General features: G+C 40.3%; 18 protein-coding genes and 1 tRNA gene. 6 read left to right on the top strand and 13 right to left on the bottom strand.

The window, feature by feature from the left end; all coding sequences use genetic code 11:
* Positions 1 to 174: 174 nt before the first annotated feature.
* Positions 175 to 2,655 (top strand): PilZ domain-containing protein, encoded by a 2,481-nt coding sequence (locus PUND_RS05455; RefSeq protein ID WP_010387715.1) that lies wholly within the window; start codon positions 175 to 177, stop codon positions 2,653 to 2,655.
* Here PUND_RS05455 and serB read toward each other — a convergent pair.
* Positions 2,652 to 3,677 carry a phosphoserine phosphatase SerB gene (serB, locus tag PUND_RS05450; RefSeq protein WP_041709674.1) on the bottom strand — a complete coding sequence of 342 codons (1,026 nt, stop codon included), beginning with the start codon at positions 3,675 to 3,677 and terminating at the stop codon, positions 2,652 to 2,654. The two genes, PUND_RS05455 and serB, sit on opposite strands and share 4 nt — an antisense overlap.
* A 142-nt stretch (positions 3,678 to 3,819) precedes the next feature.
* On the opposite strand from serB, the gene PUND_RS05445 reads away from it, so the two are divergent.
* Positions 3,820 to 4,440: an AhpA/YtjB family protein gene (locus PUND_RS05445; protein WP_021033158.1), complete on the top strand. Its 621-nt coding sequence runs from the start codon at positions 3,820 to 3,822 to the stop codon at positions 4,438 to 4,440.
* On the opposite strand, the gene PUND_RS05440 is transcribed toward PUND_RS05445, so the two are convergent.
* The 4 genes from PUND_RS05440 to prfC all read right to left on the bottom strand — a co-directional run bounded on the left by PUND_RS05440 (position 4,407) and on the right by prfC (position 9,699).
* Positions 4,407 to 5,174 (bottom strand): TatD family hydrolase, encoded by a 768-nt coding sequence (locus tag PUND_RS05440; RefSeq protein WP_010387712.1) that lies wholly within the window; start codon positions 5,172 to 5,174, stop codon positions 4,407 to 4,409. The two genes, PUND_RS05445 and PUND_RS05440, sit on opposite strands and share 34 nt — an antisense overlap.
* A 13-nt stretch (positions 5,175 to 5,187) precedes the next feature.
* On the bottom strand, positions 5,188 to 5,826 hold the full coding sequence (pdxH, locus tag PUND_RS05435; protein WP_010387710.1) for a pyridoxamine 5'-phosphate oxidase: 639 nt from the start codon (positions 5,824 to 5,826) through the stop codon (positions 5,188 to 5,190).
* Between the two features lie 478 nt (positions 5,827 to 6,304).
* Complete coding sequence (argS, locus tag PUND_RS05430; RefSeq protein ID WP_010387709.1) at positions 6,305 to 8,047, bottom strand: arginine--tRNA ligase; 1,743 nt, start codon at positions 8,045 to 8,047, stop codon at positions 6,305 to 6,307.
* A 62-nt stretch (positions 8,048 to 8,109) separates the two neighbouring features.
* The gene (prfC, locus tag PUND_RS05425) at positions 8,110 to 9,699 is read right to left on the bottom strand and encodes a peptide chain release factor 3 (RefSeq protein WP_010387708.1); all 1,590 of its coding nucleotides are present in this window, start codon (positions 9,697 to 9,699) and stop codon (positions 8,110 to 8,112) included.
* 347 nt (positions 9,700 to 10,046) lie between these two features.
* Between prfC and PUND_RS05420 the strand changes: the two genes are divergently transcribed.
* Positions 10,047 to 12,704: an ATP-binding protein gene (locus tag PUND_RS05420; protein WP_010387706.1), complete on the top strand. Its 2,658-nt coding sequence runs from the start codon at positions 10,047 to 10,049 to the stop codon at positions 12,702 to 12,704.
* A gap of 3 nt (positions 12,705 to 12,707) precedes the next feature.
* On the opposite strand, the gene rimI is transcribed toward PUND_RS05420, so the two are convergent.
* The 5 genes from rimI to guaB form a co-directional block, all read right to left on the bottom strand.
* Complete coding sequence (gene rimI / locus PUND_RS05415; protein ID WP_010387705.1) at positions 12,708 to 13,172, bottom strand: ribosomal protein S18-alanine N-acetyltransferase; 465 nt, start codon at positions 13,170 to 13,172, stop codon at positions 12,708 to 12,710.
* Positions 13,159 to 13,443 (bottom strand): hypothetical protein, encoded by a 285-nt coding sequence (locus PUND_RS05410; protein ID WP_010387704.1) that lies wholly within the window; start codon positions 13,441 to 13,443, stop codon positions 13,159 to 13,161. The genes rimI and PUND_RS05410 overlap by 14 nt, the downstream gene beginning before the upstream one ends.
* A gap of 64 nt (positions 13,444 to 13,507) precedes the next feature.
* Positions 13,508 to 13,584, bottom strand: a tRNA-Trp gene (locus tag PUND_RS05405).
* Between the two features lie 145 nt (positions 13,585 to 13,729).
* Positions 13,730 to 15,307, bottom strand: coding sequence for a glutamine-hydrolyzing GMP synthase (gene guaA / locus PUND_RS05400; protein WP_010387703.1), 1,578 nt, complete (start codon positions 15,305 to 15,307; stop codon positions 13,730 to 13,732).
* 104 nt (positions 15,308 to 15,411) lie between these two features.
* The gene (gene guaB / locus PUND_RS05395) at positions 15,412 to 16,881 is read right to left on the bottom strand and encodes an IMP dehydrogenase (protein WP_008110278.1); all 1,470 of its coding nucleotides are present in this window, start codon (positions 16,879 to 16,881) and stop codon (positions 15,412 to 15,414) included.
* A gap of 134 nt (positions 16,882 to 17,015) precedes the next feature.
* Here guaB and xseA point away from each other — a divergent pair, with 134 nt between their 5' ends.
* Positions 17,016 to 18,350: an exodeoxyribonuclease VII large subunit gene (gene xseA / locus PUND_RS05390; RefSeq protein ID WP_010387696.1), complete on the top strand. Its 1,335-nt coding sequence runs from the start codon at positions 17,016 to 17,018 to the stop codon at positions 18,348 to 18,350.
* A 15-nt stretch (positions 18,351 to 18,365) separates the two neighbouring features.
* On the opposite strand, the gene PUND_RS05385 is transcribed toward xseA, so the two are convergent.
* Positions 18,366 to 19,010, bottom strand: coding sequence for a hypothetical protein (locus tag PUND_RS05385; protein ID WP_010387695.1), 645 nt, complete (start codon positions 19,008 to 19,010; stop codon positions 18,366 to 18,368).
* Positions 19,011 to 19,027: 17 nt separating this feature from the next.
* Positions 19,028 to 19,846, bottom strand: a complete 819-nt coding sequence (cysE, locus tag PUND_RS05380) for a serine O-acetyltransferase (protein ID WP_010387694.1) — start codon at positions 19,844 to 19,846, stop codon at positions 19,028 to 19,030.
* Between the two features lie 326 nt (positions 19,847 to 20,172).
* Between cysE and PUND_RS05375 the strand changes: the two genes are divergently transcribed.
* Together PUND_RS05375 and PUND_RS05370 are read left to right on the top strand one after the other, a co-directional pair.
* Positions 20,173 to 20,580, top strand: a complete 408-nt coding sequence (locus PUND_RS05375) for a hypothetical protein (RefSeq protein ID WP_041709745.1) — start codon at positions 20,173 to 20,175, stop codon at positions 20,578 to 20,580.
* Between the two features lies 1 nt (position 20,581).
* Complete coding sequence (locus PUND_RS05370; RefSeq protein WP_010387692.1) at positions 20,582 to 20,896, top strand: helix-turn-helix transcriptional regulator; 315 nt, start codon at positions 20,582 to 20,584, stop codon at positions 20,894 to 20,896.
* 75 nt (positions 20,897 to 20,971) lie between these two features.
* On the opposite strand, the gene PUND_RS05365 is transcribed toward PUND_RS05370, so the two are convergent.
* Positions 20,972 to 23,854: a M16 family metallopeptidase gene (locus tag PUND_RS05365; RefSeq protein WP_010387689.1), complete on the bottom strand. Its 2,883-nt coding sequence runs from the start codon at positions 23,852 to 23,854 to the stop codon at positions 20,972 to 20,974.
* Positions 23,855 to 24,038 lie beyond the last annotated feature (184 nt).

The following is a 24,038-nucleotide window of genomic DNA, read 5'->3' as shown; positions in this document are numbered from 1 at the left end:
AATTAACCCTTGCCAATTAATTGGCTATTAGAAAATAACAATAAACACAAAGTAAAGTTACGCATAGTATCGTGACCGCATTTGGCGGTTTTGCGAGATTCTATTTATTAAATATTCTAATAAATAATTGCAACAGTATACCTACTTTTTAAATTAGACGGTGATGATTTATAAATGGCTGATGACGTATTGCTTAAGCATGAAGCGCTTGTAAATGAATTAAAACAGTATTTGGGAAATGCTAAGTTTGATCTCATTTTCAAGTCAAAAACTGCCGAGTTAACTAAACCCGAGCAGTTTTTAATAAAAATGGAAATGTCGCGTTTATCTCAGCCGATAGACCGCTTTATTGATCTTCGTGGTTTAGTTACTGGCCAAGTAAAACCATATGAATACAAGGGCAAGCAACACTTTATGGATGACACCGCTATTGAAGTATTCGAAGCGGCCATAAAACAACATAAAGATTACACCCTTGCAGTATACGAAGCGGTAATGAATACCGAAAATAATTATCGCGTATTACAACAGCAATCAATTACACCAAAAAAAGTAGAAGCTAAACCACAACATGAACTGACCACCAACGTTATTAAATTTGCAGTTTATGAAAATCGCAGTGAAGAGCGGATGAATTACTCAATTAAAATTACTATTGAGTATGACGGGCAAGCAAAAATCGATGCGAGTACCTCTGATATTTCACTCAGTGGTTGTAAAATTAAGTTGGCGTCGCGCTATAACTTAAAAAAAGGTCAGCTTATAAATATGCATTTAGTAGGCTTAGAGCAAGATTTTCAGCTTGGCCTAAAAAGTGGCGTTAAATATGAAGTCGTTGCGATAGAAAACACCTCTGAAGAATTTAATCATATCCGCTTAAAGCGTACATTTGAAGAAAATAACAGCGCGTTTGATCGTTTTTTAGAAAGCTTTATTCATGGTAATAAACGCCGTTATAAAGTGAATTTAGATAACACCCTGGATGCGGTTGTTTCTAAAGGGTATGAACAATATTATATTCCTAGGGTTAATTCTTTATATGTTTTTATTAGCCAGCAAAACGGCGTTTATTATCCTAGCCTGAGCTTAACCACTGAGAACAGTTTATTTATTCAGCGTTACTTTACAGATGAACGCAAAAAATCATGTCTTTACAATGTGTTAAATCATAAGCGTATTCGTACCTTAGCGCTAAAACCTGTGGCAGTAAAAGAAGAATATTTGTATACCTTTACCCATGTCTCTGCAGGAAAAATTTATTACTACTCAGCAACTCGTTCTGAGCTTGAACAACAAACACAATTAAAAGCGTTATTTTTTGGTTTTGGTAGCCGAAGAGACAGTTGGCGTTGCTTTAAATTACAACTAATGCCGAGTCATACTGAAGATGCTTATATTCCTTTATCTTTACCTAACTCTTTAGGTAAAGATATTGAGAAACTGAATAAACCACCTTCACCACGTGTTGAAGGCGCGATAAAAGACGTAAAATATTTAATGCTACTTACCCAAGTTGGTAATGAGCATGAGCAACAGCATTATCAACAATATGAATTTGATAAAGCCTTAGCCAATAAATTAAAATATTTTGGCCACAGTAAACATGCATCTCCACCGGAGCTCAACACCGTACCTCTAGAGTATGTAAATCTTCGCTCTAATAAACGCTATTTATACAAAACTAATGTAGTGATTAATACTCGTGATGCGGTATTGCATGGGTATACCCGTGATTTTTCAATATTTGGCTTACAGCTAGAGTGCAATCAAGAAGTGGACTTTAAAAAAGGCGATATTGTTTCGTTATCATTTCCTGATTTGCAAAAAATTACCAAGAACTATTCATTAAATCTTATTCAATATGAAGTCATGGCAGTGAGCAAATCGCTGACTACGATTAATTTGAAAGCGCATGCAGATAAAGGCTCATCTCATACTGGGGTCGATTTTTTTACCCTTTTAATCAATAGTAATAAACAGAAATTAAAAGTTGCTGAAGAGTCACCTAAAGTACCAGGCCTTTCTACAGCACTTAGAAATATGGTAACAAAAACGCTTTGCCAGTTTCCGATTTATTTACATAAATCAATGGCGCATTTTGAAATTGGCGCCATGGGATTTGGTTTATATCCAAGCCCACTGCATGTTATTTTACAAAATTTTGCCTTGTTGAATGCTAAAACAGACTTATCAAATATTATTACTAAAGCGCATATTATTGATGTGATCACCCCTAATATTAAAGATCGCACCCGTCAAGATCCGCCGCTAGAGTTTAGTTTAGTAATTAACTTTGATCCTAAAAAAGAAAATATAGCCGATGCCATTACCAGCCAATGTGTTTTAGGTACTGACTGTAGCGAGTTTAAACAGCAAGTAAGTAAAGGGCTTAAATCTGAGCTGGTTTTTATAATGCGTTTATATATTTCTCGCACTGGTCGACTCGATACTGACTACTTAGCAAACGAGCTAAAATACGTTAGCCAATACGCAATTCACAAGGCCAAAGACTTAGAGGATGCATTATGGTCTGTATCAGGTGTGGGCGACATTATTGATGTAAGTGATGAAGCACTTGAGCATTTAGCGCTCAACCAACAACAGGTTGAGCAAATGTCTAGACGAAAGCTAATCTGGTTAAATCGTTTACGTTAAACCTGTGATGGGTTTAGCGGAACCGCCAGCATATATAACAGTTGTAATAACGAGCCTTGGCAAATAGCTGCTTGGGCTTGCTCAACTACTTTTGGTTTACCATGTACAGCAACGCCTAAGCCAGCTTGAGCCATCATTTTTAAATCGTTTGCACCATCGCCTATGGCAACTGTTTGGCATTTTTCAAGCCCCAGCTTTTGTTGTAGCGCGTTTAAAACAACCGCTTTTTGCTCAGCATCAACAATCCCACCTAACACTTTACCAGTTAGTTTATTGTCTTTAAATTCCAGCACATTAGCATGCACTTCATCTAAATTAATCAGCTCCTGCACTCGCTCAGCAAACGGCACAAAGCCGCCCGATGCAATCGCTAAATACCAATCGTGGTGTTTTAAAATTTGGCATAACGCTTTAATACCTGGCATTAAAGGCAGTGCACTTTTAAGCTCATCAATTAAGCTCTTTTCAATGCCTTCGAGCTTGGCAACACGCTGGTGTAAGCTTTCGCTAAAATCAAGCTTACCTGCCATTGCCTGCGCGGTTACGTTGGCAACCTCGTCGTATACATTCGCTAAGCGTGCAATTTCATCAATACACTCAATAGTAATGGCCGTTGAATCCATATCCATTACCAATAATCCTGGTTTTTGTAAATCTGGGGGGCTAGTTACTTGCACTAACTGACACGCCAAGGTATTTGCAAAAGTTTGAAGTTCAAGTGGGTTTATTGCGCGCTCTGCATTTTCTATATAAAAACATAATGCCGGAGATAACCCTAAATCTGGCTGATATTGACAAATAGCCGTTACTTTTTGCTGGTGAGACGCAAAAAACTCAATAATGCTATTGATATGCTGAATATTAAAATCACGGCCAAAGGCAATACTAAATAACCCTTGGTTTCTGTTTGGTGTTGTATTTAGTGGTGTAAAAACACCTTGTTGGTAGCTAAACCATTTATTAAGAATAAGTGATGATGATAATAGCTCAGCGCTTTGCTGTGCCATGTTCGCGTTCGACATGGGATCTCCGTTTATATTTCCTGACATTTAGCTCATTGATAATAAGGATATGAGATACAAAATTCGCCATCAGGGGGGATTTAGGGTTATAGTGTAGTTGTAACATCAAATCAAAATGCTGTCAGCAGCATATACGGTGACTATGAAAAATAACCATCTTAAAAATCCACTTACAGCCTCGCAAAAAAAGCGTTTAATTCGTTTGTTATTGGCCGCGGGTTGCTTTGTATTATTAAGCTGGGTAGGAATAAACAGTAGCCACCAAAGCCATCAACTACTTTACGATAGTGCCAATAGTGCAGCCAAGTCACTCACTCAGTTTATGGCACTGAATGCCAAAAAACCGCTAATAGAAAAAAACAAATCGCAGCTCACCACCTTATGCAACAATATCAGTAAAGATGAGTTTGTTCTTTCAGCCACCATTTATGATAAACAAGGTGTAGTGCTTGCAAGCAGCGATAACTGGCAATCACATCATGTATATGGTTTATTACCAGACTCATCACCAGGCATTAGTAAATTAAAAACACCGTTTGTTGAACAAGTTATTTCTGACGACAATCGCCCTATTGGCTTTGTATCTATTACCTATTTAACGCGTGCTGCGGTATCTTCAAGCCATAACCATTTTCACGATTTAGGCCGCCAAGTATTACTTATGCTAGTGATTGCTTGTATTTTTACTTGGCAATTAGGCCGAGGGTTAAAACGCTGGCAAGTAAATCGTTATATACAAAAAACGTCAGAGCACGAATCATAAAGCTGCTCAGCTAATCGATATTTATCGCTATTTGGCTTTAAAGCATAGAGCGCATCAAACACGTTAGGAATATGCAATGGGGTATTTATTTCTCCCTGATAACCATTTAGCGGCATTGAAGGTGAATCAGTCTCAAGCACTAAATGCTGTGACTCAAGCTTTGCTACAACCGCACGAGTTTTAGCAGCCCGCTCATAGGTGATAACCCCACCCACTCCAAGCTTAAAGCCCATTTTTATGTAGTACTGTGCTTGTTGTATTGAGCCTGAAAAAGCATGGATCACACCGCCATTCTTAGGCTTACAACGCTTAAACGATTGCGCTATTAAATCATGGCTTTGTCTGTGATGCACAATCAGCGGTAACTCAAGCTCATTAGCAAGCGCTATTTGTTGCTCAAACAGAAAGGTTTGTTTTTCAAGATTTTCGATACTGCGATCTAGCCCGCATTCCCCAATAGCCACTAGCTGAGTTTTGTTTGTTTTAGCAAAGTTATACAGTGATTCTAAATGCGATTGCTGATGTTGCGCTAAAAAGTAAGGATGTAGCCCTGCAGCTATTCTAATTTGTGGGTAGGTTGCTTTAAACTCGAGTAATTTTTGAGATTGCGCCAAGCTAATACCTGGCACAATAAATTGATTAATGCCCTTTGCTACACAGGCATTAATAAGCGATTCGCGATTTGTATCAAACTCACTAAAATCGAGATGACAGTGCGAGTCTATAAATTGCAAAGCTAGCAGCCAACTAAGGGTTTAAGCGGGTTATTTGCCAGCTATTGTCGGCTTGACGCTGATACATAAAGCGATCATGCAGGCGATGCGCTCCGCCTTGCCAAAACTCGATTTTTTGCGGCACAACACAATACCCGCCCCAAAAATCAGGGAGCGGAATTTCGCCTTTAGCGAATTTGTTTTTCATGTTGGCAAAGGTCTCCATTAGCACCTTGCGCGATGAAACTGGACGGCTTTGTTGCGACGCCCATGCGGCTAATTGACTTTCTTTAGGGCGAGATAAAAAGTATTTAGCGACTGCCGATGTAGGTAATGGTTTTGCCTCGCCGTATACAATCACTTGGCGCTCCATGTGGTGCCACGGAAAGTGCAGCGATATTTTGTTATTGCTTCTTAGTTCTTGCGCTTTACGTGAGCCGGTATTAGTAAAAAATACAAACCCGTTATCATCTAAATGTTTTAACAATACAATACGCTGTGAAGGCTGACCGGTTTCATCGACCGTAGCGACCACCATAGCTGTAGGATCAGGCAAGTTACTACCAACAGCATGCTCTAGCCAAGTTTCAAACTGCTTAAACGGATCATCAAGCAAGTTGTCTTCACTAAGCGCATCTTGCAGGTATTCACGACGAATATCTTCGAGTTTCATAAAATTCCCTCTAGGTTCTAGGTTCTAGGTTCTAGGTTCTAGGTTCTAGGTTCTAGGTTCTAGGTTCTAGGTTCTAGGTTCTAGGTTCTAGGTTCTAGGTTCTAGGTTCTAGGTTCTAGGTTCTAGGTTCTTAGGTTCGTTCTAGGTTCTAGGTTCTAGGTTCTAGGTTCTAGGTTCTAGGTTCTAGGTTCTAGGTTCTAGGTTCGTCAAAAGTTTATAAGCGCTCTGTAATACGTGTCACACTTTTCCTAGTGCCTAAAGCCTATTTCTTCCTAGTACCTTGTTACTTTTGTATGTGACTTAGGCTAAATAATTTTACCAACGCAGCTAAAGCGAACTACACGCAGCAGACGTTCACCTAAGTAGTTTAGTCTAAGATAAGGCGGACACTCGACTTATCCCTATGAGCATACGTAGTTGTATGTGATTAGGGTCAGTCGAGTGGACAACGCAGTATTAGATTAAAATACGACGGTGATTACATTTGCTCCATGACTTCGATACCTAGTAGATCTAACCCTGTTTTCAGCGTATCTGCCACTAAATTACACAATACTAAACGGCTATCACGAACACTTGGCTCTACGCCCTCTTTAAGTACTGGGCAAGCTTCGTAGAATGTCATATATAGGCTAGCTAGTTCGTATAAGTAACCACATAATACGTGCGGTGTGGCTTCATTGATCATCAGATCAAGAACTTCTTCTAACTGCAATAATTTAAGCGCGAGCGTTTTCTCTTGCGGCTCAATAATGCTCACATCAGCCTTTAAGCTTGCAGCATCAACACCTGACTTACGGAAAATACTGCGAACACGCGTATACGCATATTGTAAGTAAGGGGCTGTTGCACCTTCAAAACTTAGCATGCTGTCCCAGTTGAATATGTAATCGCTGGTACGGTGTTTAGAAAGGTCAGCGTATTTAACCGCGCCAATACCTACTTTACGGGCAATTTCACTACGATCTTCGTCAGATAAATCTGATTCACGCTCAGCGAGTTTAGCTGCTGCGCGAGTAATTGACTCTTCAAGTAAATCAGCTAATTTTACCGTACCGCCTGTACGGGTTTTAAATGGTTTACCATCAGCGCCCATCATGGTGCCAAATGGGCAAAACTCGTAACTGGTTTCATCACGTAACAAACCAGCTTTACGCGCAGTAAGTTCCACTTGATTAAAGTGCAGACTTTGGCGCGCATCAACAAATATTAAAATACGCTCAGCGCCTAGTTTGTTTGAACGGTAATCACACGCGGCTAAATCTGTGGTTGCATATAAGAAGCCGCCACCTGATTTTTGCACGATAAACGCTGAAGGCTCACCGTCTTTATTTGCCAGCTCATCTAAAAATACCACCTGTGCGCCTTGCGACTCTACTGCAATATTTTTATCTTTTAACAGGCTAATAATATCGTTAAGTTCACTGTTATAAGCACTTTCAGCCATAATATCGGCAGGCGTAAGGGTTACGTTTAAACGCTTATATACTTCCTCTGAGTGTTTCACTGAAGTGGCAATAAATAGCTTCCACAGTTTTTCACAGTGAGCGTCGCCACTTTGCAGTTTAACTACGTAGTTACGTGCTTTATCGGCAAAACCTTCTTCGTCATCAAAACGCTTTTTAGCATCGCGGTAAAAAGTTTCTAAGTCAGCAAGCGCAACAGTATCTAAGTCAACACCTTGGTTAATTTGATCTTCTAAATGCGCAATCAACATACCAAACTGTGTGCCCCAATCACCCATGTGATTTTGACGAACAACGGTATCGCCTCTAAATTCAAGTGCGCGTACTACCGCATCACCAATAATAGTTGAGCGTAAATGACCTACGTGCATTTCTTTTGCAAGGTTCGGCGATGAGTAATCAACCACTACTTTTTGTGGTTTGGCGTGCTCATTTACTGCAAGTTTTGCGTGGTTATTAGCGGCTTGTACGCTTTGTGCTAAAAACTCTGGCTTTAAGTGAATATTAATAAAACCAGGGCCAGCAATTTCCGTTTTTTCGGCAATGTCGCTTACATCTAACTGATCAATAATTTTTTGCGCCAATTCACGCGGATTACTTTTCATTTTTTTAGCTGCGCCCATCGCGCCATTAATTTGGTAATCACCAAACTGTGGACGTGTGCTTTGCGTAACCGCTGGGTTAGTATCTTCTGGCAAGCCTGCAGCGGTCATAGCGGCAATGGCTTTTTCTACTAAAATAGTACGAATATTCATTATATTATTTACCTTTATAAGCCCGCCAAAGCAGGCTTTGTGTTAATTCTAGTGGCTAAGTGTTAGTTCTCACGCGTGTGGTTAAATGTCACTTCAGGGTAACGCTCAGTCGACAAGTTAAGATTTACACGACTCGGTGCGATATAAGTTAAATTATCGCCACCATCGAGTGCTAAGTTGCTTTCGCACTTACGCTTAAACTCTTCAAACTTTTTAACATCATCACAGCTAACCCAGCGGGCTGTATTTACATTAACGCTTTCGTAAATTGCATCAACGTTATATTCAGCTTTTAAACGCGCTACAACCACGTCAAACTGCAACACACCTACCGCACCTACAATTAAGTCATTATTAATTAATGGTCTGAATACTTGTACTGCGCCCTCTTCTGAAAGCTGTACCAATCCTTTTAATAACTGTTTTTGTTTTAATGGATCGCGCAGACGAATACGGCGGAACAATTCAGGGGCAAAGTTTGGAATACCGCTAAACTTAATTTTTTCGCCTTGGGTAAAGGTATCACCAATTTGAATCGTACCGTGGTTATGTAAACCAATAATATCACCAGCGTAAGCATCAGCCGCACGCTCACGATCGCCCGCCATAAAGGTTACCGCATCAGAAATACTGACTTGTTTACCGATACGCACATGATTCATTTTCATGCCTTGGCTATATTTACCCGACACAATACGCATAAAAGCAATACGGTCACGGTGTTTTGGATCCATGTTGGCCTGAATTTTAAATACAAATCCAGTGAAGTTTTCTTCTGTGGCTACAACTTGGCGGTCTTCTGTCTCACGTGGTAATGGGGTTGGCGCCCACTGAGTTAACCCATCTAAGACATGATCTACACCAAAGTTACCAAGTGCGGTACCAAAATACACAGGCGATAACTCACCCGCTAAGAATAGATCTAAATCAAATTCGTGTGATGCACCAATAACTAGCTCTAGTTCATCGCGTAACTGCGCTGCAAGTTCATCACCAATGGCTTGGTCAAGCTCAGGGTTATCGAGCCCTTTAATACTGCGTACTTCTTGAATAGTGTGACCTTGACCTGTTTTATATAAGATGGTCTCTTCGTTATGGATATGATAAACACCTTTAAACTCTTTACCACAGCCAATTGGCCAAGTAACAGGTGCACAGGCAATATTTAGCTCTGTTTCTACTTCGTCAAGTAGTTCCATTGGGTCACGAATATCACGGTCACATTTATTCATAAAGGTAACAATAGGCGTGGTACGCAGGCGTGTTACTTCCATTAGCTTACGGGTACGCTCTTCTACACCTTTAGCAGCATCAATTACCATTAAACACGAATCTACCGCGGTTAAAGTTCGGTATGTATCTTCAGAGAAGTCTTCGTGTCCTGGGGTATCAAGTAAATTAACTAACGCATTGTTATAAGGAAATTGCATTACAGAGGTAGTAACAGATATACCACGCTCTTTTTCCATTTCCATCCAATCAGACTTAGCATGCTGATTAGAGCCACGGCCTTTTACCGTTCCAGCTTTTTGAATTGCTTGTCCGAACAACAATACTTTTTCAGTGATAGTGGTTTTACCCGCATCCGGATGCGAGATGATCGCAAAGGTACGGCGTTTATTAATTTCGCTAAGGAGATTTTGGTCTGCCATTAAAAAGGTTCTTTTAGTTGATATACGGATGTATTTGTATTTTAGTATGCTGAGCTTTCAAGGCTAAAAATAAGCTAACCTCTAAAGCTCAACATACCCCAACAAGAACCCAAATTAGCTCTTGTGACGCTATCCGTTAAGTTAATCGTAATTAAAGACTATTTTCGCTGATCTTGGCTTTATAAACAATCAATGGTTGGTTATTAACGGATCTTTTTTAAGTTTGGTGTTTTCAGCGATTATTAACAATAACGCTATAAATTGCCCACTAACTTAACACCAAGCTTGAGTAATAGGGCTGTAAATCATATTATTGGTCGATTACATGGAGGATTTGATGTTGGGTAATGAAAACCAGTAAGCTAAGTATTCGATTATTATGGTATATAACTCCACTGGTTATACTGCCATTGTTATTTTTAGGGGGCTTTACGCTCACTAATGTGACCAACTCTACGCAAAAGCAGGCCGACTTGATCATGAGTCGCTTTGTAGAACAACAACAGCAAAAAGTATTCAACTATATCGATTCTTTTCATGCAACGGCTAAGTTACTCTCTGCTTCACCGGTACTAAGTGACTTTTTAGCTAAAAATTTATTTGAAGACGCCAGCTATACCTATCGCCTTGGCGCGTTAATGGACGTATTTGCCAGTTACAGTGAAGCCTACCCTGACATTATTAGTATTAACTTAGTCTCAAATACAGGTAAAAGTGACGCCTATTATTCCAGTAATTTAACCGTAGCGCCCAAATCCTACCCATTTTTTGATCAAGTTAAACAAAGTAATTTAAGCCAGCAGCAGTTTATGGTGCAAAAAGAAGATGGCACCACTAACTTATACTTTGTGCAGCGCATATATAGCGTCGACTATTATTTAAAACGCCCACAACAATTAGGCTTTATTATTCTTAAAGTCGACCCTTCTATTTTAAACACCAGCATTTTAGAAGCGCCTTATAACAACACCTTAAATTTGTTACTGGCCAACGATGGTAAAATTTTATTTAGCTCCGATTATAAAATGCGTGGCCACTATGTCAGCGAGTATGAACTAAATAAAATTAACGATTTAGCGGATATAGGCAGCTTATCAACCATTGAACTTTCAAGTGTGGATAAAATAGAGCGACTGATTTTTGCAGCCCAAATGAGTGGCGGCTACTATTATGTGTCGACCATTCCAAAAGCAGTATTGTATCAGTCAGGCAAAGCAATTAGTGTGATCACTGGGCTAATTGTAATTATTTCTGTGATCACCCTACCAATCTTAATTTTTATTGTGGTGCGTAATTTACTGCTTAACCCAATAGAATTATTAGGTGAAGCAAGTCATCGCGTTGGTGATGGCGACCTCTCTGTTACACTCCCTGCATATACTACGGATGAAGTAGGAATACTGTTTAACGACTTTAATCACATGATTAACCAAATTAAGCATTATCAACAGCAACTAGAAGAATATAAGCATCACTTAGAAGACAAAGTAGAAAGTCGGACTAAGGCGCTTGAGTCGATGAACAGTAAGCTTGAAACCGCCATCGCCCAAGCAGAACAAGCAAACCAGCTTAAAAGCCGCTTTTTAGCCAATATGAGTCATGAAATTCGCACTCCGCTTACAGCCATTATGGGATTTACAGAGCAACTACTGCATAGCGAAAAACCAACCAATGACAAACATCATTTAGGCACTATTCTACGTAACTCAAAACATTTGTTAGAGCTTATTAATAACATTCTCGATCTTTCAAAAATTGAAGCCGAAAAACTCGCGGTTGAGCAAACGCCGTTAAATGTTGTACAACTTATTCATGATGTTGAATCAATCATTAAACCTCTAGCACAAGAGAAGCAGCTGTCATTTACAATTAATTATGCACTTCCGCTACCGCATACCATTAATAGTGATATTACTCGCTTAAAACAAATACTGATTAATATTGCCAGTAATGCGGTTAAATTCACTGAGCAAGGTCAGGTTACAATAACCGCTAAATACCAAGCACCAAAAACGCTTACCTTTGTTATAGAAGATACTGGCATTGGTATGTCGTCAAACCAAATAAAACGATTATTTACGCCATTTGAGCAAGCCGATGCTACAACGACACGTCGGTTTGGTGGTACGGGATTAGGGCTGTGTATTTCAAAAAACTTAGCTCAGTTACTAGGTGGTGATGTAAGTGTAACCAGTGAGGTGGGTGTGGGTAGTTGCTTTACCATCGATATAGATTGCCATTTGCATAATAGCCTTGGCGGCAATTTATTATTAACCGAGCATTCTCAACTAACACCAGAAAAGGATCCGCAGCTATCTTTTGCAAGCAACAGCTTTGATGCACATATTTTGGTAGCAGAAGATAACCCCGATAATCAGTTACTGATTAAATTGCTATTACAAACATGGGGATTAGAGCCCGATATAGCCAACAATGGTGCACAAGCTGTAGAAATGGCGTTGGTAAACGACTACCAGCTTATAATCATGGATATGCAAATGCCGGTTATGGGTGGGTTAGAAGCAACTAAAATGCTCAGAGATGCGGCCTATGATGGCCCAATTATCGCTCTGACCGCGAATGTGATGAATCATGATATTGATACTTACCTTGAAGCAGGCTGTGATAAAGCGCTGGGTAAACCCATTGATAAAGACGCACTAGAAAATGTATTAGTCAGCTATTTACACCTTGAACGTGATAACCAAAACAAGTGGGATAGCTTATTGAAGAGTGAAAAGTTTCAGCAAATAAATGCTAATTATTTAGCAAGTTTACCTGATTATTTACAACAGATAAAAGCACTATATAACAGCCGTGACTGTGAGACATTACGCGCCCTTGCCCATAGTATTAAAGGCAGCGCTGGTTGTTTTAACTTTGATGAAATTTACCAAAGCGCCTCAGCGCTTGAGCAAAGTTTAAAAGGCAATGATATGACTCAAAGAGAAAAACGCGTTTTAGAACTCATTACAGCAATAGAACAAGCCATCGCTAATAAGTAATCATTAAAAATTTAAACCCAGTGCCATGCCCATTAAAATCGCATCTTCAAAGCCGTTTTTATTTGGCGCATCGCTGGGGTAATAATTTTTACGTACTGACATTTCAATAAAGCCCGCACGCTCATACAAAGCAATCGCCCGCGTATTAGACTCTCTCACTTCTAAAAATAAGTTTTCGGCACTGTGTTGCTCGCCGTACGCTATAAACTGCGTTAATAACTGCTTAGCAAATCCTTGTCCCTGAAAGCTCGGGGCGACACAAATATCCATTAAGGTAAAATCGGGCCCTGCTTTTTCACCAATGTAAAAGCCTATCATTTGCTCGTCTTTGAACGCAGCTAAATTAAAATAGCGCCCCTGCAAACACGACTGCATTGTTTTTAACGTCCAAGGGTGTGTATGACAGGCATTTTCAATGGCCATCAGCTCATTGATATTCTCATCGGTAACCGACTTAAAGTGTATCAAGGTGTTCACTCATTAAAGCCCATAACGCACGTTTTTGCGCACAGGTTAGGTTAGAATCAGGCAGGCCTAATTGTTGCTCACTAAACTCAATGGTTGATGATTTAACAATTGAGTTTATTGTTACAGGCGCAAAGGCACGCTCAATATCATCTTTTAATGTATCACAGAGTATTAACGATGAAGTCGCTGACAACTCAGCTTGAGCTGGGCGAAAGTGTTGATTAAGTTCAAGCTTTTCTATACCAAAAACAGATGCGTAACGTGAATGCATAACAACTCGATGGATTAGTAAGATGAATAATATAGGAAGTAATCAAAACGATGTAAAGAAGAAATGGCAGGGGCGGAGAGATTCGAACTCCCAACCGTCGGTTTTGGAGACCGCTGTTCTACCAATTGGAACTACGCCCCTGCAATGACGATGAATTATAAAGACCTTTTGACAAAGGTAAAGTAAAAAATCAACTTTTTGGTTTGTTTGCTTTTTAAATAAACAAAACGGCGAATTAGCATGCTAATTCGCCGTTAGTTATTACGAAATTACAGTAACGGGAGGATTATTCCCACTCGATAGTTGCAGGTGGTTTACCTGAAATATCATAAACAACACGTGAGATACCATCGATTTCGTTAATGATACGGTTTGAAACCACACCTAAGAACTCATACGGTAAATGTGACCAACGCGCAGTCATAAAGTCAATGGTTTCTACACAACGAAGTGAAACAACCCAATCATACTTACGTGCATCACCCATAACCCCTACCGACTTAACCGGTAAGAATACAGTAAACGCTTGGCTTACTTTATGGTAAAGCTCTGCTTTGTGAAGCTCTTCAATGAAAATAGCATCAGCGCGGCGAAGTAAATCACAGTACTCTTTTTTGATTTCGCCAAGTACACGCACACCTAAACCTGGCCCTGGGAATGGGTGACGGTAAAGCATGTCGTACGGTAAACCTAGCTCTAAACCAATTTTACGTACTTCATCTTTAAATAACTCACGTAATGGCTCTACTAAGCCCATTTGCATATCATCTGGTAAGCCGCCCACATTATGGTGCGATTTAATTACGTGTGCTTTACCAGTCGCTGAGGCCGCTGATTCGATTACGTCAGGGTAAATTGTACCTTGGCCTAACCATTTTGCGTTTTTAAGCTTTTTAGCTTGCTCATCAAATACATTAATAAACGTGTGGCCAATGGCTTTACGCTTATCTTCTGGGTCTGATTTACCTGCTAAGTCATTTAAAAATTGATCTTCGGCATCTACTTTAACAATGTTTAAGCCAAACTTATTGCCAAACATATCCATAACTTGCTGGCCTTCGTTTAAACGAAGTAGCCCGTTATCAACAAATACACAGGTTAGTCGTTCACCAATAGCACGGTGAATAAGCATAGCTACAACCGATGAATCTACACCGCCTGATAAGCCTAAAATAACTTCGTCGTCGCCTACTGTTTCTTTGATACGCTCAATGGCGTCATCAATGATTTTTGCCGGCGTCCATAATTTTTCACAACCACAAATATCAATAGCAAAACGCTCTAGTAAACGTTGACCTTGATGTGTGTGTGTTACTTCTGGGTGAAATTGTACGCCGTAAAAACGTTTTTCTTCGTTAGACATTGCCGCATGTGGACAAGTAGATGTTTTAGCAGTAGTTTTAAAAGTATCTGGAATTTCCATTACTTTATCGCCGTGGCTCATCCACACATCTAGTACACCATTGCCGCCATCAGTAATATGATCTTCAATGGCATCAAATAATGCACAGTTACCCACTTTTTCAACTTGTGCGTAACCAAATTCTTTTTTATCTGAGCTATGTACACGGCCGCCAAGCTGCGTTGCCATAGTTTGCATACCGTAACAAATACCAAGTACGGGGACGCCTGCATTAAATACATACTCAGGAGCACGCGGGCTGTTTTCAAGCGTAGTTGATTCTGGGCCACCTGAAAGGATAATACCTTGTGGGTTAAACTCGCGAATTTGCTCTTCGGTTACATCCCAAGCCCAAAGCTCACAGTAAACACCAATTTCGCGTACGCGACGGGCAATTAACTGCGTGTATTGTGAACCAAAATCTAAAATGAGGATTCGTGAATCGTGAATGTCTTTGCTCATGAAGTATCTCGTAAAGTCAGGTGCTAAACGCCACCAGCTTAAGCTGTGTGACTATATTAGGGCTAACAAAGGTTAGCCCACTTATTTCAAGTTGTTAAGGCTGATTAGCCTAAACGGTAGTTCGGTGCTTCTTTAGTGATTTGCACATCATGAACATGCGACTCACCCATACCAGCAGAAGTTACACGTACAAACTGTGGTTTAGTGTTTAACTCTTCGATTGTGGCACAACCGGTTAAGCCCATTGCACTGCGAAGACCACCCACTTGTTGGTGAATAATGGTTGCAATTGGCCCTTTATAAGCAACACGACCTTCAATACCTTCAGGTACTAACTTGTCAGCTTGGTTTGATTTTTGGAAGTAGCGATCTGATGAACCTTCTTTTTGATCCATCGCACCTAAGCTACCCATACCACGGTAAGACTTGTAGTAGCGACCTTGATAAAGTTCAACTTCACCTGGTGCTTCTTCAGTACCCGCGAGCATAGAGCCAACCATTACACACGATGCACCCGCAACCAATGCTTTTACAATATCACCAGAAAAACGAATACCGCCATCGGCAATCACTGGAATATCGCGACCTTTAAGGCCTTCAACCGCATCTGAAATGGCTGTTATTTGTGGTACACCACAACCAGTAACAATACGTGTAGTACAAATAGAACCTGGGCCGATACCTACTTTGACAGCATCAACACCGGCATCTGCAAGGGCAATAGCACCTTCGGCAGTTGCCACGTTACCCGCAACAATTTGTAAGTCTGGGTAAGCTTGACGAGTCGCTGCAACACGGTCAATAACACCTTGAGAGTGACCATGAGAAGTATCGATTAGTAGTACATCAACACCGGCTTCAACTAATGCAGCAATTCGCTCATCAGTGCCTGCGCCAACGCCTACCGCAGCACCTACACGTAAACGACCTTGCTCGTCTTTACATGCATCTGGTTTGTCTTGTGCTTTTTGGTAATCTTTTACGGTGATCATGCCTTTAAGTTTAAACGCATCATCAACCACAAGAATCTTCTCAATGCGGTGTTCGTGCATTAAGCTTAAGATATCTTCGCGAGCAGTTCCCTCTTTAACCGTTACTAGGTTTTCTTTTTTCGTCATCACTGTTGAAACCGGCTGTTCAAGCTTAGTTTCAAAGCGCATATCACGACTAGTTACAATACCTACAAGGTTATTTTCGCTATCGGTGACCGGAAAACCTGAGAATCCCTTTTCCTGAGACAGCTCAACGGCATCTGCAATAGTCAGATCGGCGGTTACTGTAACAGGGTATGAAACAATACCTGCTTCATAGGTTTTAACTTTACGAACATTTTTCGCTTGTTCTGCAATGGTCATGTTTTTATGAATAAAACCAAGACCACCTTCCTGCGCGAGGGCAATAGCTAAACGAGCTTCTGTAACAGTATCCATAGATGCTGAAATGAGCGGCAAGTTAAGTTTGATACCACGCGTTAAGCGAGTTGAAATATTTGCCGTATGTGGCAAAACAGTAGAATGACCAGGTACTAAAAGTACGTCATCAAAGGTAAGAGCTTCTTTAGCGATTCTAAGCATTTTGGCAACTTCTCACATGTGGATCTAAGATAAGGAATTGCGGCCAAATTTTAACAGCGTTGTAGGCACTAGTAAATAATATTTTGTATTTATTTATGATAAGCTAGATTTATAAATGTTTTTTGGTAGTTTTTATGTTTTCTAAGCCCTCGCAAACGGTTTATACCGTATCTCGCCTTAATCGTGAAATACGTGCCTTACTTGAACAAGGTTTTGCGTCTTTAATACTCACAGGTGAAATTTCTAACTTTATTGCGCCTGCTTCTGGGCATTGGTATTTTTCGTTAAAAGACGATAAAGCGCAAATTAAAGCCGCCATGTGGCGAGGCAATAATCGCAACCAAAGTTACCGACCAATTAACGGCGCACAAGTAACCGTTAAAGCACGTGTATCTTTGTACGAGCCCCGTGGTGACTACCAGCTTATTGTTGAACATATGGAGCCTGCCGGCGAAGGACAACTTAAGCAAGAGTTTGACGCGCTAAAAATGCGTTTGGCTGCAGAGGGCTTATTTAGCTCCGCTTATAAAAAATCCCTACCCCAAAACATAAATCGCATAGGGGTGATCACCTCACCTACAGGCGCCGCAATTAAAGATATTTTAACAGTACTAAAACGTCGTGCTCCGCAATTAGAAATCGTTATTTACCCCGCTATGGTGCAAGGCAAAGAAGCCCATGGCCATTTAATAAAGCAAATAGAGCTGGCAAATTTACGTAATGAAGTCGACGTTATCATTCTCGGACGCGGTGGTGGTTCATTAGAAGATTTATGGTGCTTTAACCATGAGCACCTTGCTCGCGCTATTTATCAAAGCGCACTACCCATTGTGAGCGCTGTTGGCCATGAGATAGATACCACAATTAGCGATTATGTCGCTGATGTACGTGCAGCAACTCCTTCTGCAGCCGCAGAGCTCGTAAGTCCCAATACGCAAGAATTACACAATAAGGTTAACCAATTAATTAGCCGTTTAGCGAATGCATTTAAACACGACATTGCCGATAAACGCGCACTAGCCACACAGTTGCAGCACCGCTTAAATTTATGCCACCCGCGCAATCAGCTAAACCAAAAATCACAACGCTTAGATGAGTTGAGTATTGCACTGCAACAGGCAATGCGTCAGCGTTTATACAAGCAAGAACGCGTGTTAGCTAATTTAACTCCACGCCTAATGCGCCAATCACCAGATAAAAAGCTAGCAAATGCAAACCATCAGTTAGCACAACTACATGCAAGGTTACACCAAGCGATGCAGCAGCAACTACAACACGCAAATAATACGCTTGCCTTACAAGCAAGTCGGCTTGATTCGGTCAGCCCCCTTAATGTATTAGCGCGCGGTTACAGCATAACGAAAACGGCGCAAAATAAAGTGGTTAAATCAGTGGAAGATGTAAAAGTGGGTGATGTGTTGATCACTGAGTTAGTAGATGGCCAGGTTATTTCAAAGGTAGAAGCTTAGCCATATTGCTAAGCGCTAGCCTTGCGTACTAACAGTAAACTCAATACGGGCATCGTTAGATTGAGATGCACTGAGTTTAAATTGCTGCCACCAAGGTTCAAGATGAAGTTTATCGTTTAGCTCGCGCCATAATTTAGCTCCATAATTAACGGCATGTTGGTTAATGGTAAGCTCAAACTTACAAATTGTTTGCTTACACTTTAGCGCTGTAAGCTCAGCGCTATCTGCAAACTCATTAATAATTAAAAAGTCAGTTAACGCGACTTCAAGCTCGTAACTCCATTCGAGATTATCAGCCTCTTGTTCAAACTGTATTGCGAGCTCATCATCAAGCTCTACACTTTCTGATTGATTTAACTTTAACTGTTGTTGAGACTGCTTAAGCTGGATTGATTTTTTTTCAAGCCGCTGATTAAGCTCAACCACATGTTGTGCTAGCTGAGTTTGTTGATCAGCCTCTTGGGCTTTATTAACCTGCACTAAACCTTGCAAAGTAGTTGTTTGATTATTGACTTGATTGCTAGCCGAAGAGATTACAGCTTGTTTGGGCGCTGAGGAAACACGAGTGGAATCTTTAAAAAACAAAAAGTAACCACTTGCTAACGCCACGCCTGAAGAAAAACAGAGCAGCATAGCCACAAGGTTACTTTTATATATCATTTCTAGGTACTCAAAAATTAAAGCATTGCACTGGTGTGCGATTCGTTTTCTGGCTCGGGGTATTCTAAAAAGTTTTGGTTCATACTTTCTGCCGGGCACTCACAATCAGGACGACCAATAATTTTTGCAGGTACGCCAACAGCAGTTGTGTGAGGCGGCACAGGGCTTAGTACCACAGAGCCTGCACCAATACGTGCGCCCTCGCCCACTTCAATATTACCCAACACTTTAGCGCCCGCACCAATAAGTACGCCCGCCCTGATTTTAGGATGGCGATCGCCTTGCTCGTTACCCGTACCACCTAATGTAACCGATTGTAATATAGATACATTATCTTCAATCACGGCGGTTTCGCCAATTACAATACCGGTAGCATGGTCAAACATGATGCCTTGGCCTACTTTACAGGCAGGGTGAATATCAACCCCAAACACCTCTGAGGTACGGCTTTGAATAAAGCGCGCAAGCTCTTTACGATTTTGTTGCCATAAGCAGTTAGCTAAGCGGTGTGCTTGTATGGCGTGAAACCCTTTTAAATTTAAAATCACAGTAAGGTAGGTTTCGGCTGCAGGGTCACGATCTTTTACTGCTTTAATATCATGAGCAACATGTGTCAGCATGCGGTCACACTTTACAAAAGCTTGGTCAAACAGCTCACGGATTGTAAAAGCAGAAACCACAGCATCAGCTAGCTTGTTAGCAACAATAAAACTCAATGCCGACCCTAAGCACTCATGATTTAAAATACACGAATACACATGGCTCGCTAAAAGGGGTTCACGAGTTACTACTTCATTTGCTTCGCTACGAAGCTGTTGCCAAATTTCATGACGCATAATAATGCCTTAAGTTAGTACAAAGAGCCTACCGCTAATTCTAACGGATTTAGCCGCCTAGGTGTTAATCCCTTCGTTATTTGTTCTAGTTATTAGATATAACTAGCTAAGTTTTATCTATGTAATACTTTTTTAAAGCTAGAGCATATGACAGCTAGGCTGATTTAGCTATTCATACAAAAATAAAATAAGTTAATAAAAATCAGTAAATAACAACATATGACAGCACGTGTGTCATGTGCCAAAATGGCCACTGGCGTACTGCTGACGGCGTAAAAAATAATAATAAACGCTAAATTAGCATCATCAACTCAACAAGGATAACGATGATGAAAAACGACATATTAAATACAAAAAAACTTGGTTATAAATTTTACTTTCAAGATGGCGATAACCAAATAGCCTGTTTTGGAAGCTACTTTACTGGTAAAGAAGAAGTCTATATTAACGATGACTTAGTTAGCAGTAGACGCAGTGTTAATATAAAAAGCTCACACAAATTTGATTTTGAAAACTCGCAGTACCAAGTGAAGTTTGACATGCTCAATATACTGACTGGGCGACTTGAATGCACCCTATATAAAGATCAAGAAGTGCTTGCCAAGCAAGTTCAAAGTAGTCTTCCTAGCGATCCTAAAAAAGCAGCTTTATTTATTCTAGGCTGTGCATTAGGTGGTGCAGTATTTGGCTATACCACTGCAGCAGTAATGGAACTATTTGTAGGGAAACTTTAACATGCAATTAAACCCTACAACGGTAAAGTCGCTTAGGCACACATTCGATTGGACACAACAACAGCTTGCCGATGCCTGCGATATAAGCTTGCGAACCATTCAACGAGTAGAAAAAGAAGGTGCAGCCTCAAAAGAAACCACCATGGCCTTATGTGCGGTATTTGAAGTACGCCAAGGTGAGCTTATTAAGCTTGATGAAAACAACCAAAATGATGCCAATAACAGTCCATCTAAAAGTTTTATTGCTGGTTTAGTTATTAGCTCTGTTATTAGTTTTGCCCTTGGTGCAGCCTCAGTACTTTTAGTAAGTAACTAGTATTTACAACCTAAAATATAAAAATGCCCCAATGCTTACGGCACAGGGGCATTTTTTAATACTTAAAAACTTAAATTATTGAAATACTTTATCCACTTTCACTACTTCAATATTTTTCGCAGGAATTGCCAGTTTATAATCAGCAATTACCTTATCTTCAGCCACTAACTCGGCAGGCTTATCGGTGTTGTACACCATAGGCGAGGTTTGCATAGTTGCTAAACGTTTTTGCATATCTTCACCATCACCGGTAACAAACACATAGTGAATATTCTCAGTTTGTAGGTTGTCTTTAATCACTCGATTTACATCGTCAACAGTCAATGTTTTCAGTTTGCTTGTGACGTAGTTTACAAAGCTGTCGGTGTTATAAAACTCGCTATCTAGCGCATAACCTAACTGACGATTTTGACTAGCAACCATTTGTGGCACAAAGTTAATTAAAAAGTTACGTGTGGCTTCAAAATCTGCCTCGGTCATACCATTTTTAATTAGCTTATCTAGCTCAAATAATGCGGTACGGGTAGCAAAATGCGCATCATTGTTTGAGCGCAGTGGACGCAGCCACACTTGGAATATTTGCTCAGAGCGGCCTAAGTTTGCATCCGGTTTAGTTTGAAACATACCTCTAGGGAAGTATTCAATATAGGCGTAATCACCGTAATTCATGCCACGCGTTTGACGAATACGTTCGTACAAGTAACTGTTAGAACTGCGGTGCTCACCAAAATACGAACGCACTAGCCACAATGCGGTCCAGTCTTCGCTGCTACGAATGGTATCAATAGGAAAGCCAAACGATACAGCCGTTGATTGCGCTGACTTTTCAACAATTGTTGCATGATGACCTTCAAGCACTGGCGCATCAGGGATTGTTAAGCGGCTTTGTTCGCCTTTTGGAAGTGTCGCCAAGTCAGCTAACATTTGTGCTTTAAGTTTTTCAGGCACGGCACCAATTAAACCCACAGTAAGTTTAGCTTGTGTAAGCTCAGCATTATAAAATGCTTTAACATCATCAAGAGTGAGCGCTTCTAAATCTGATAAATCACCGTAGTTATAGCTTTCATAAGGGTGGCCTTTATAAAGCACACTGTAGAGCACTTCTTTACCCAACTCTTCATCATTAGAGGCTTTTAAACCTGATTTAATGCCATCGATCATTTCTTTTTTCAGACGTTTAAAGTCATCTTCTCTAAAGCCTGGGTTTAGCAGCTGCTCACTCACTAAGGCATACCACTGAGCTGCATTATCTTTATGAATACGCCCTTGGAACGACAGCATTTCTTTATCTATTTGATAACCAAAGCTACCCGCCAGTGGGTACATTGCCTTTTTAATATCTTTGTAACTCATTGAGGTTGAGCCACCTTGCGCCAGCATTGCGGCAGTGAGTGCAGCAACCCCTTTTTTACCTTGCGGATCGGCAGCGGCACCGGTATTAAATAGTAAGTTAATATCGATTAACGGCGAGCTATTAGTTTTATCCAGCACCTTAAAGATTGGCTTACTCGGTACTTGCTGATACTTAGCTACCAAGGCATTTAAATCGCTTTCTTGTTCAAAACCAGGGGCTTTATCAAGTGCCGACATAGTAATTGTGGTGCGGGCATTATCAACAAAATACTTATTTGCAACGGCTCTAATATCTTCGCTAGTGATATTGTCTGCCGATTTATACAGCTGATTAATTACCTCAGGATCGCGCTCAAAATGCATATAGCTGGCAAGTGTAGAAGCAATTGCTTGCGACGAATCTAAACCATTTATAAAACTGTATTTAAGATTAGACTTTAAATCGCTGAGTTTTTGGCTATCAACCAACTCGGTACGCGCTTTGGCATACGTACGGTTTATAGCATCACGCACTGTGGCTAAATCATCGGCATTTTCAACTTTTACAAATACATGCAGTAACCCTGGATCTTTAGTTTCAGGGTTATAGGTAAACATTTGACTCGCGATTTGCTTTTCTACTACCAGCTCTTGGTAAATATCTGAATTGCTCGAAAAATAAAGCTGCGACAGTAAATCTAGTGCGGCTCTGTCTTTTTTCTGAGGCTCCCATGCGGCCCCTTTATACGACACAAGTAACCAATGGCCTGGTAATCCCTCGTTTTGCTCATGCACATATTTTGGCGCTTGCTGAGTTGGCTCTTTAGGAATATCAGCAACATAGTCGCCTTTTTGCCAGTTACCCCAATGTTTTTTAACCATCGCCATGGTCTCTTTTGGATCAACATCACCAACAATCACAAGCGATACATATTCAGGCTTATAAAACTTATCAAAAAACTCTTTACCGTAGGCCATTTGATCTGGCATAGCTTCAATGTCTTCAAAAAAGCCCATTGTAGTGTGTTTATAGGTATGTTTTTCGAACGCTTCTTGGCGTACCGCACTTAATAATTTACGAATTGGACTGGCATTATTTTTTAAGTACTCGCCTTTGACCGTTAGCGCTTCCGTTCTAAATTGTTCTTCGGTGTAGCTTAAGTTTTGAAAAATATCAGCTTCAATCTCAAGTACTTTATCAAGATGTTGTTTTGAAAAATTTAAGTGGTAGTTAGTGTAATCGTTAGTTGTGTAGGCGCGGTTATCAACCCCTGAATTTTTTAGAATATCTGAATACACATCTTGCGGAAACTTTTCAGAGCCTTTAAACATCATGTGTTCAAAAAAGTGAGCAAAACCAGTTTTACCCGCTTCCACTTCATTACGCGAGCCAACAGATACAGGTATTTGTAGCGATACTACATCTGGGTAATCGGTTTTAACTACCATCACACGTAGGCCGTTATCTAGCTCTTCTATTAGGTAATCTTGTGAAAAAACACGCTCATCTGCTTTATTAACTTGTTCTTGTTGAGCTGCTGTTTGCGTGTTTTGACTTTGCTGCATAGCACAACCTGTTAAGGCCAGCGATACCGCTAGGCTAGTTGCCAATAATTTAAATTTCATTGTTATCCCTTTTTAAATTGAGCAATTTTTAAAACATTTACCAAACTAAGTATGCCGTAAAGTAATTAAATATAAGAGCCCTAAGCCTATTAATTATGTAAACAACTGTGTCAGTTATTTAATTTAACTATGAAAATAATTCACGTTAGTTGAGAAACTTTCAACAAATAAATCTATCTAGACG

Origin of the sequence: Pseudoalteromonas undina (assembly GCF_000238275.3) — a bacterium.
Lineage (GTDB): Bacteria > Pseudomonadota > Gammaproteobacteria > Enterobacterales > Alteromonadaceae > Pseudoalteromonas > Pseudoalteromonas undina.
Note: the sequence above shows the minus strand (reverse complement) of the source record. Positions and strands in the feature narration are given on the sequence as shown.

Coding starts and splice junctions, on each gene's coding strand:
- PUND_RS05455 (WP_010387715.1), top strand. CDS start 175: ATGGCTGATGACGTATTGCTTAAGCATGAAGCGCTTGTAAATGAATTA.
- serB (WP_041709674.1), bottom strand. CDS start 3,677: ATGTCGAACGCGAACATGGCACAGCAAAGCGCTGAGCTATTATCATCA.
- PUND_RS05445 (WP_021033158.1), top strand. CDS start 3,820: ATGAAAAATAACCATCTTAAAAATCCACTTACAGCCTCGCAAAAAAAG.
- pdxH (WP_010387710.1), bottom strand. CDS start 5,826: ATGAAACTCGAAGATATTCGTCGTGAATACCTGCAAGATGCGCTTAGT.
- argS (WP_010387709.1), bottom strand. CDS start 8,047: ATGAATATTCGTACTATTTTAGTAGAAAAAGCCATTGCCGCTATGACC.
- prfC (WP_010387708.1), bottom strand. CDS start 9,699: ATGGCAGACCAAAATCTCCTTAGCGAAATTAATAAACGCCGTACCTTT.
- PUND_RS05420 (WP_010387706.1), top strand. CDS start 10,047: ATGAAAACCAGTAAGCTAAGTATTCGATTATTATGGTATATAACTCCA.
- PUND_RS05410 (WP_010387704.1), bottom strand. CDS start 13,443: ATGCATTCACGTTACGCATCTGTTTTTGGTATAGAAAAGCTTGAACTT.
- guaA (WP_010387703.1), bottom strand. CDS start 15,307: ATGAGCAAAGACATTCACGATTCACGAATCCTCATTTTAGATTTTGGT.
- guaB (WP_008110278.1), bottom strand. CDS start 16,881: ATGCTTAGAATCGCTAAAGAAGCTCTTACCTTTGATGACGTACTTTTA.
- xseA (WP_010387696.1), top strand. CDS start 17,016: ATGTTTTCTAAGCCCTCGCAAACGGTTTATACCGTATCTCGCCTTAAT.
- PUND_RS05385 (WP_010387695.1), bottom strand. CDS start 19,010: ATGATATATAAAAGTAACCTTGTGGCTATGCTGCTCTGTTTTTCTTCA.
- cysE (WP_010387694.1), bottom strand. CDS start 19,846: ATGCGTCATGAAATTTGGCAACAGCTTCGTAGCGAAGCAAATGAAGTA.
- PUND_RS05375 (WP_041709745.1), top strand. CDS start 20,173: ATGATGAAAAACGACATATTAAATACAAAAAAACTTGGTTATAAATTT.
- PUND_RS05370 (WP_010387692.1), top strand. CDS start 20,582: ATGCAATTAAACCCTACAACGGTAAAGTCGCTTAGGCACACATTCGAT.
- PUND_RS05365 (WP_010387689.1), bottom strand. CDS start 23,854: ATGAAATTTAAATTATTGGCAACTAGCCTAGCGGTATCGCTGGCCTTA.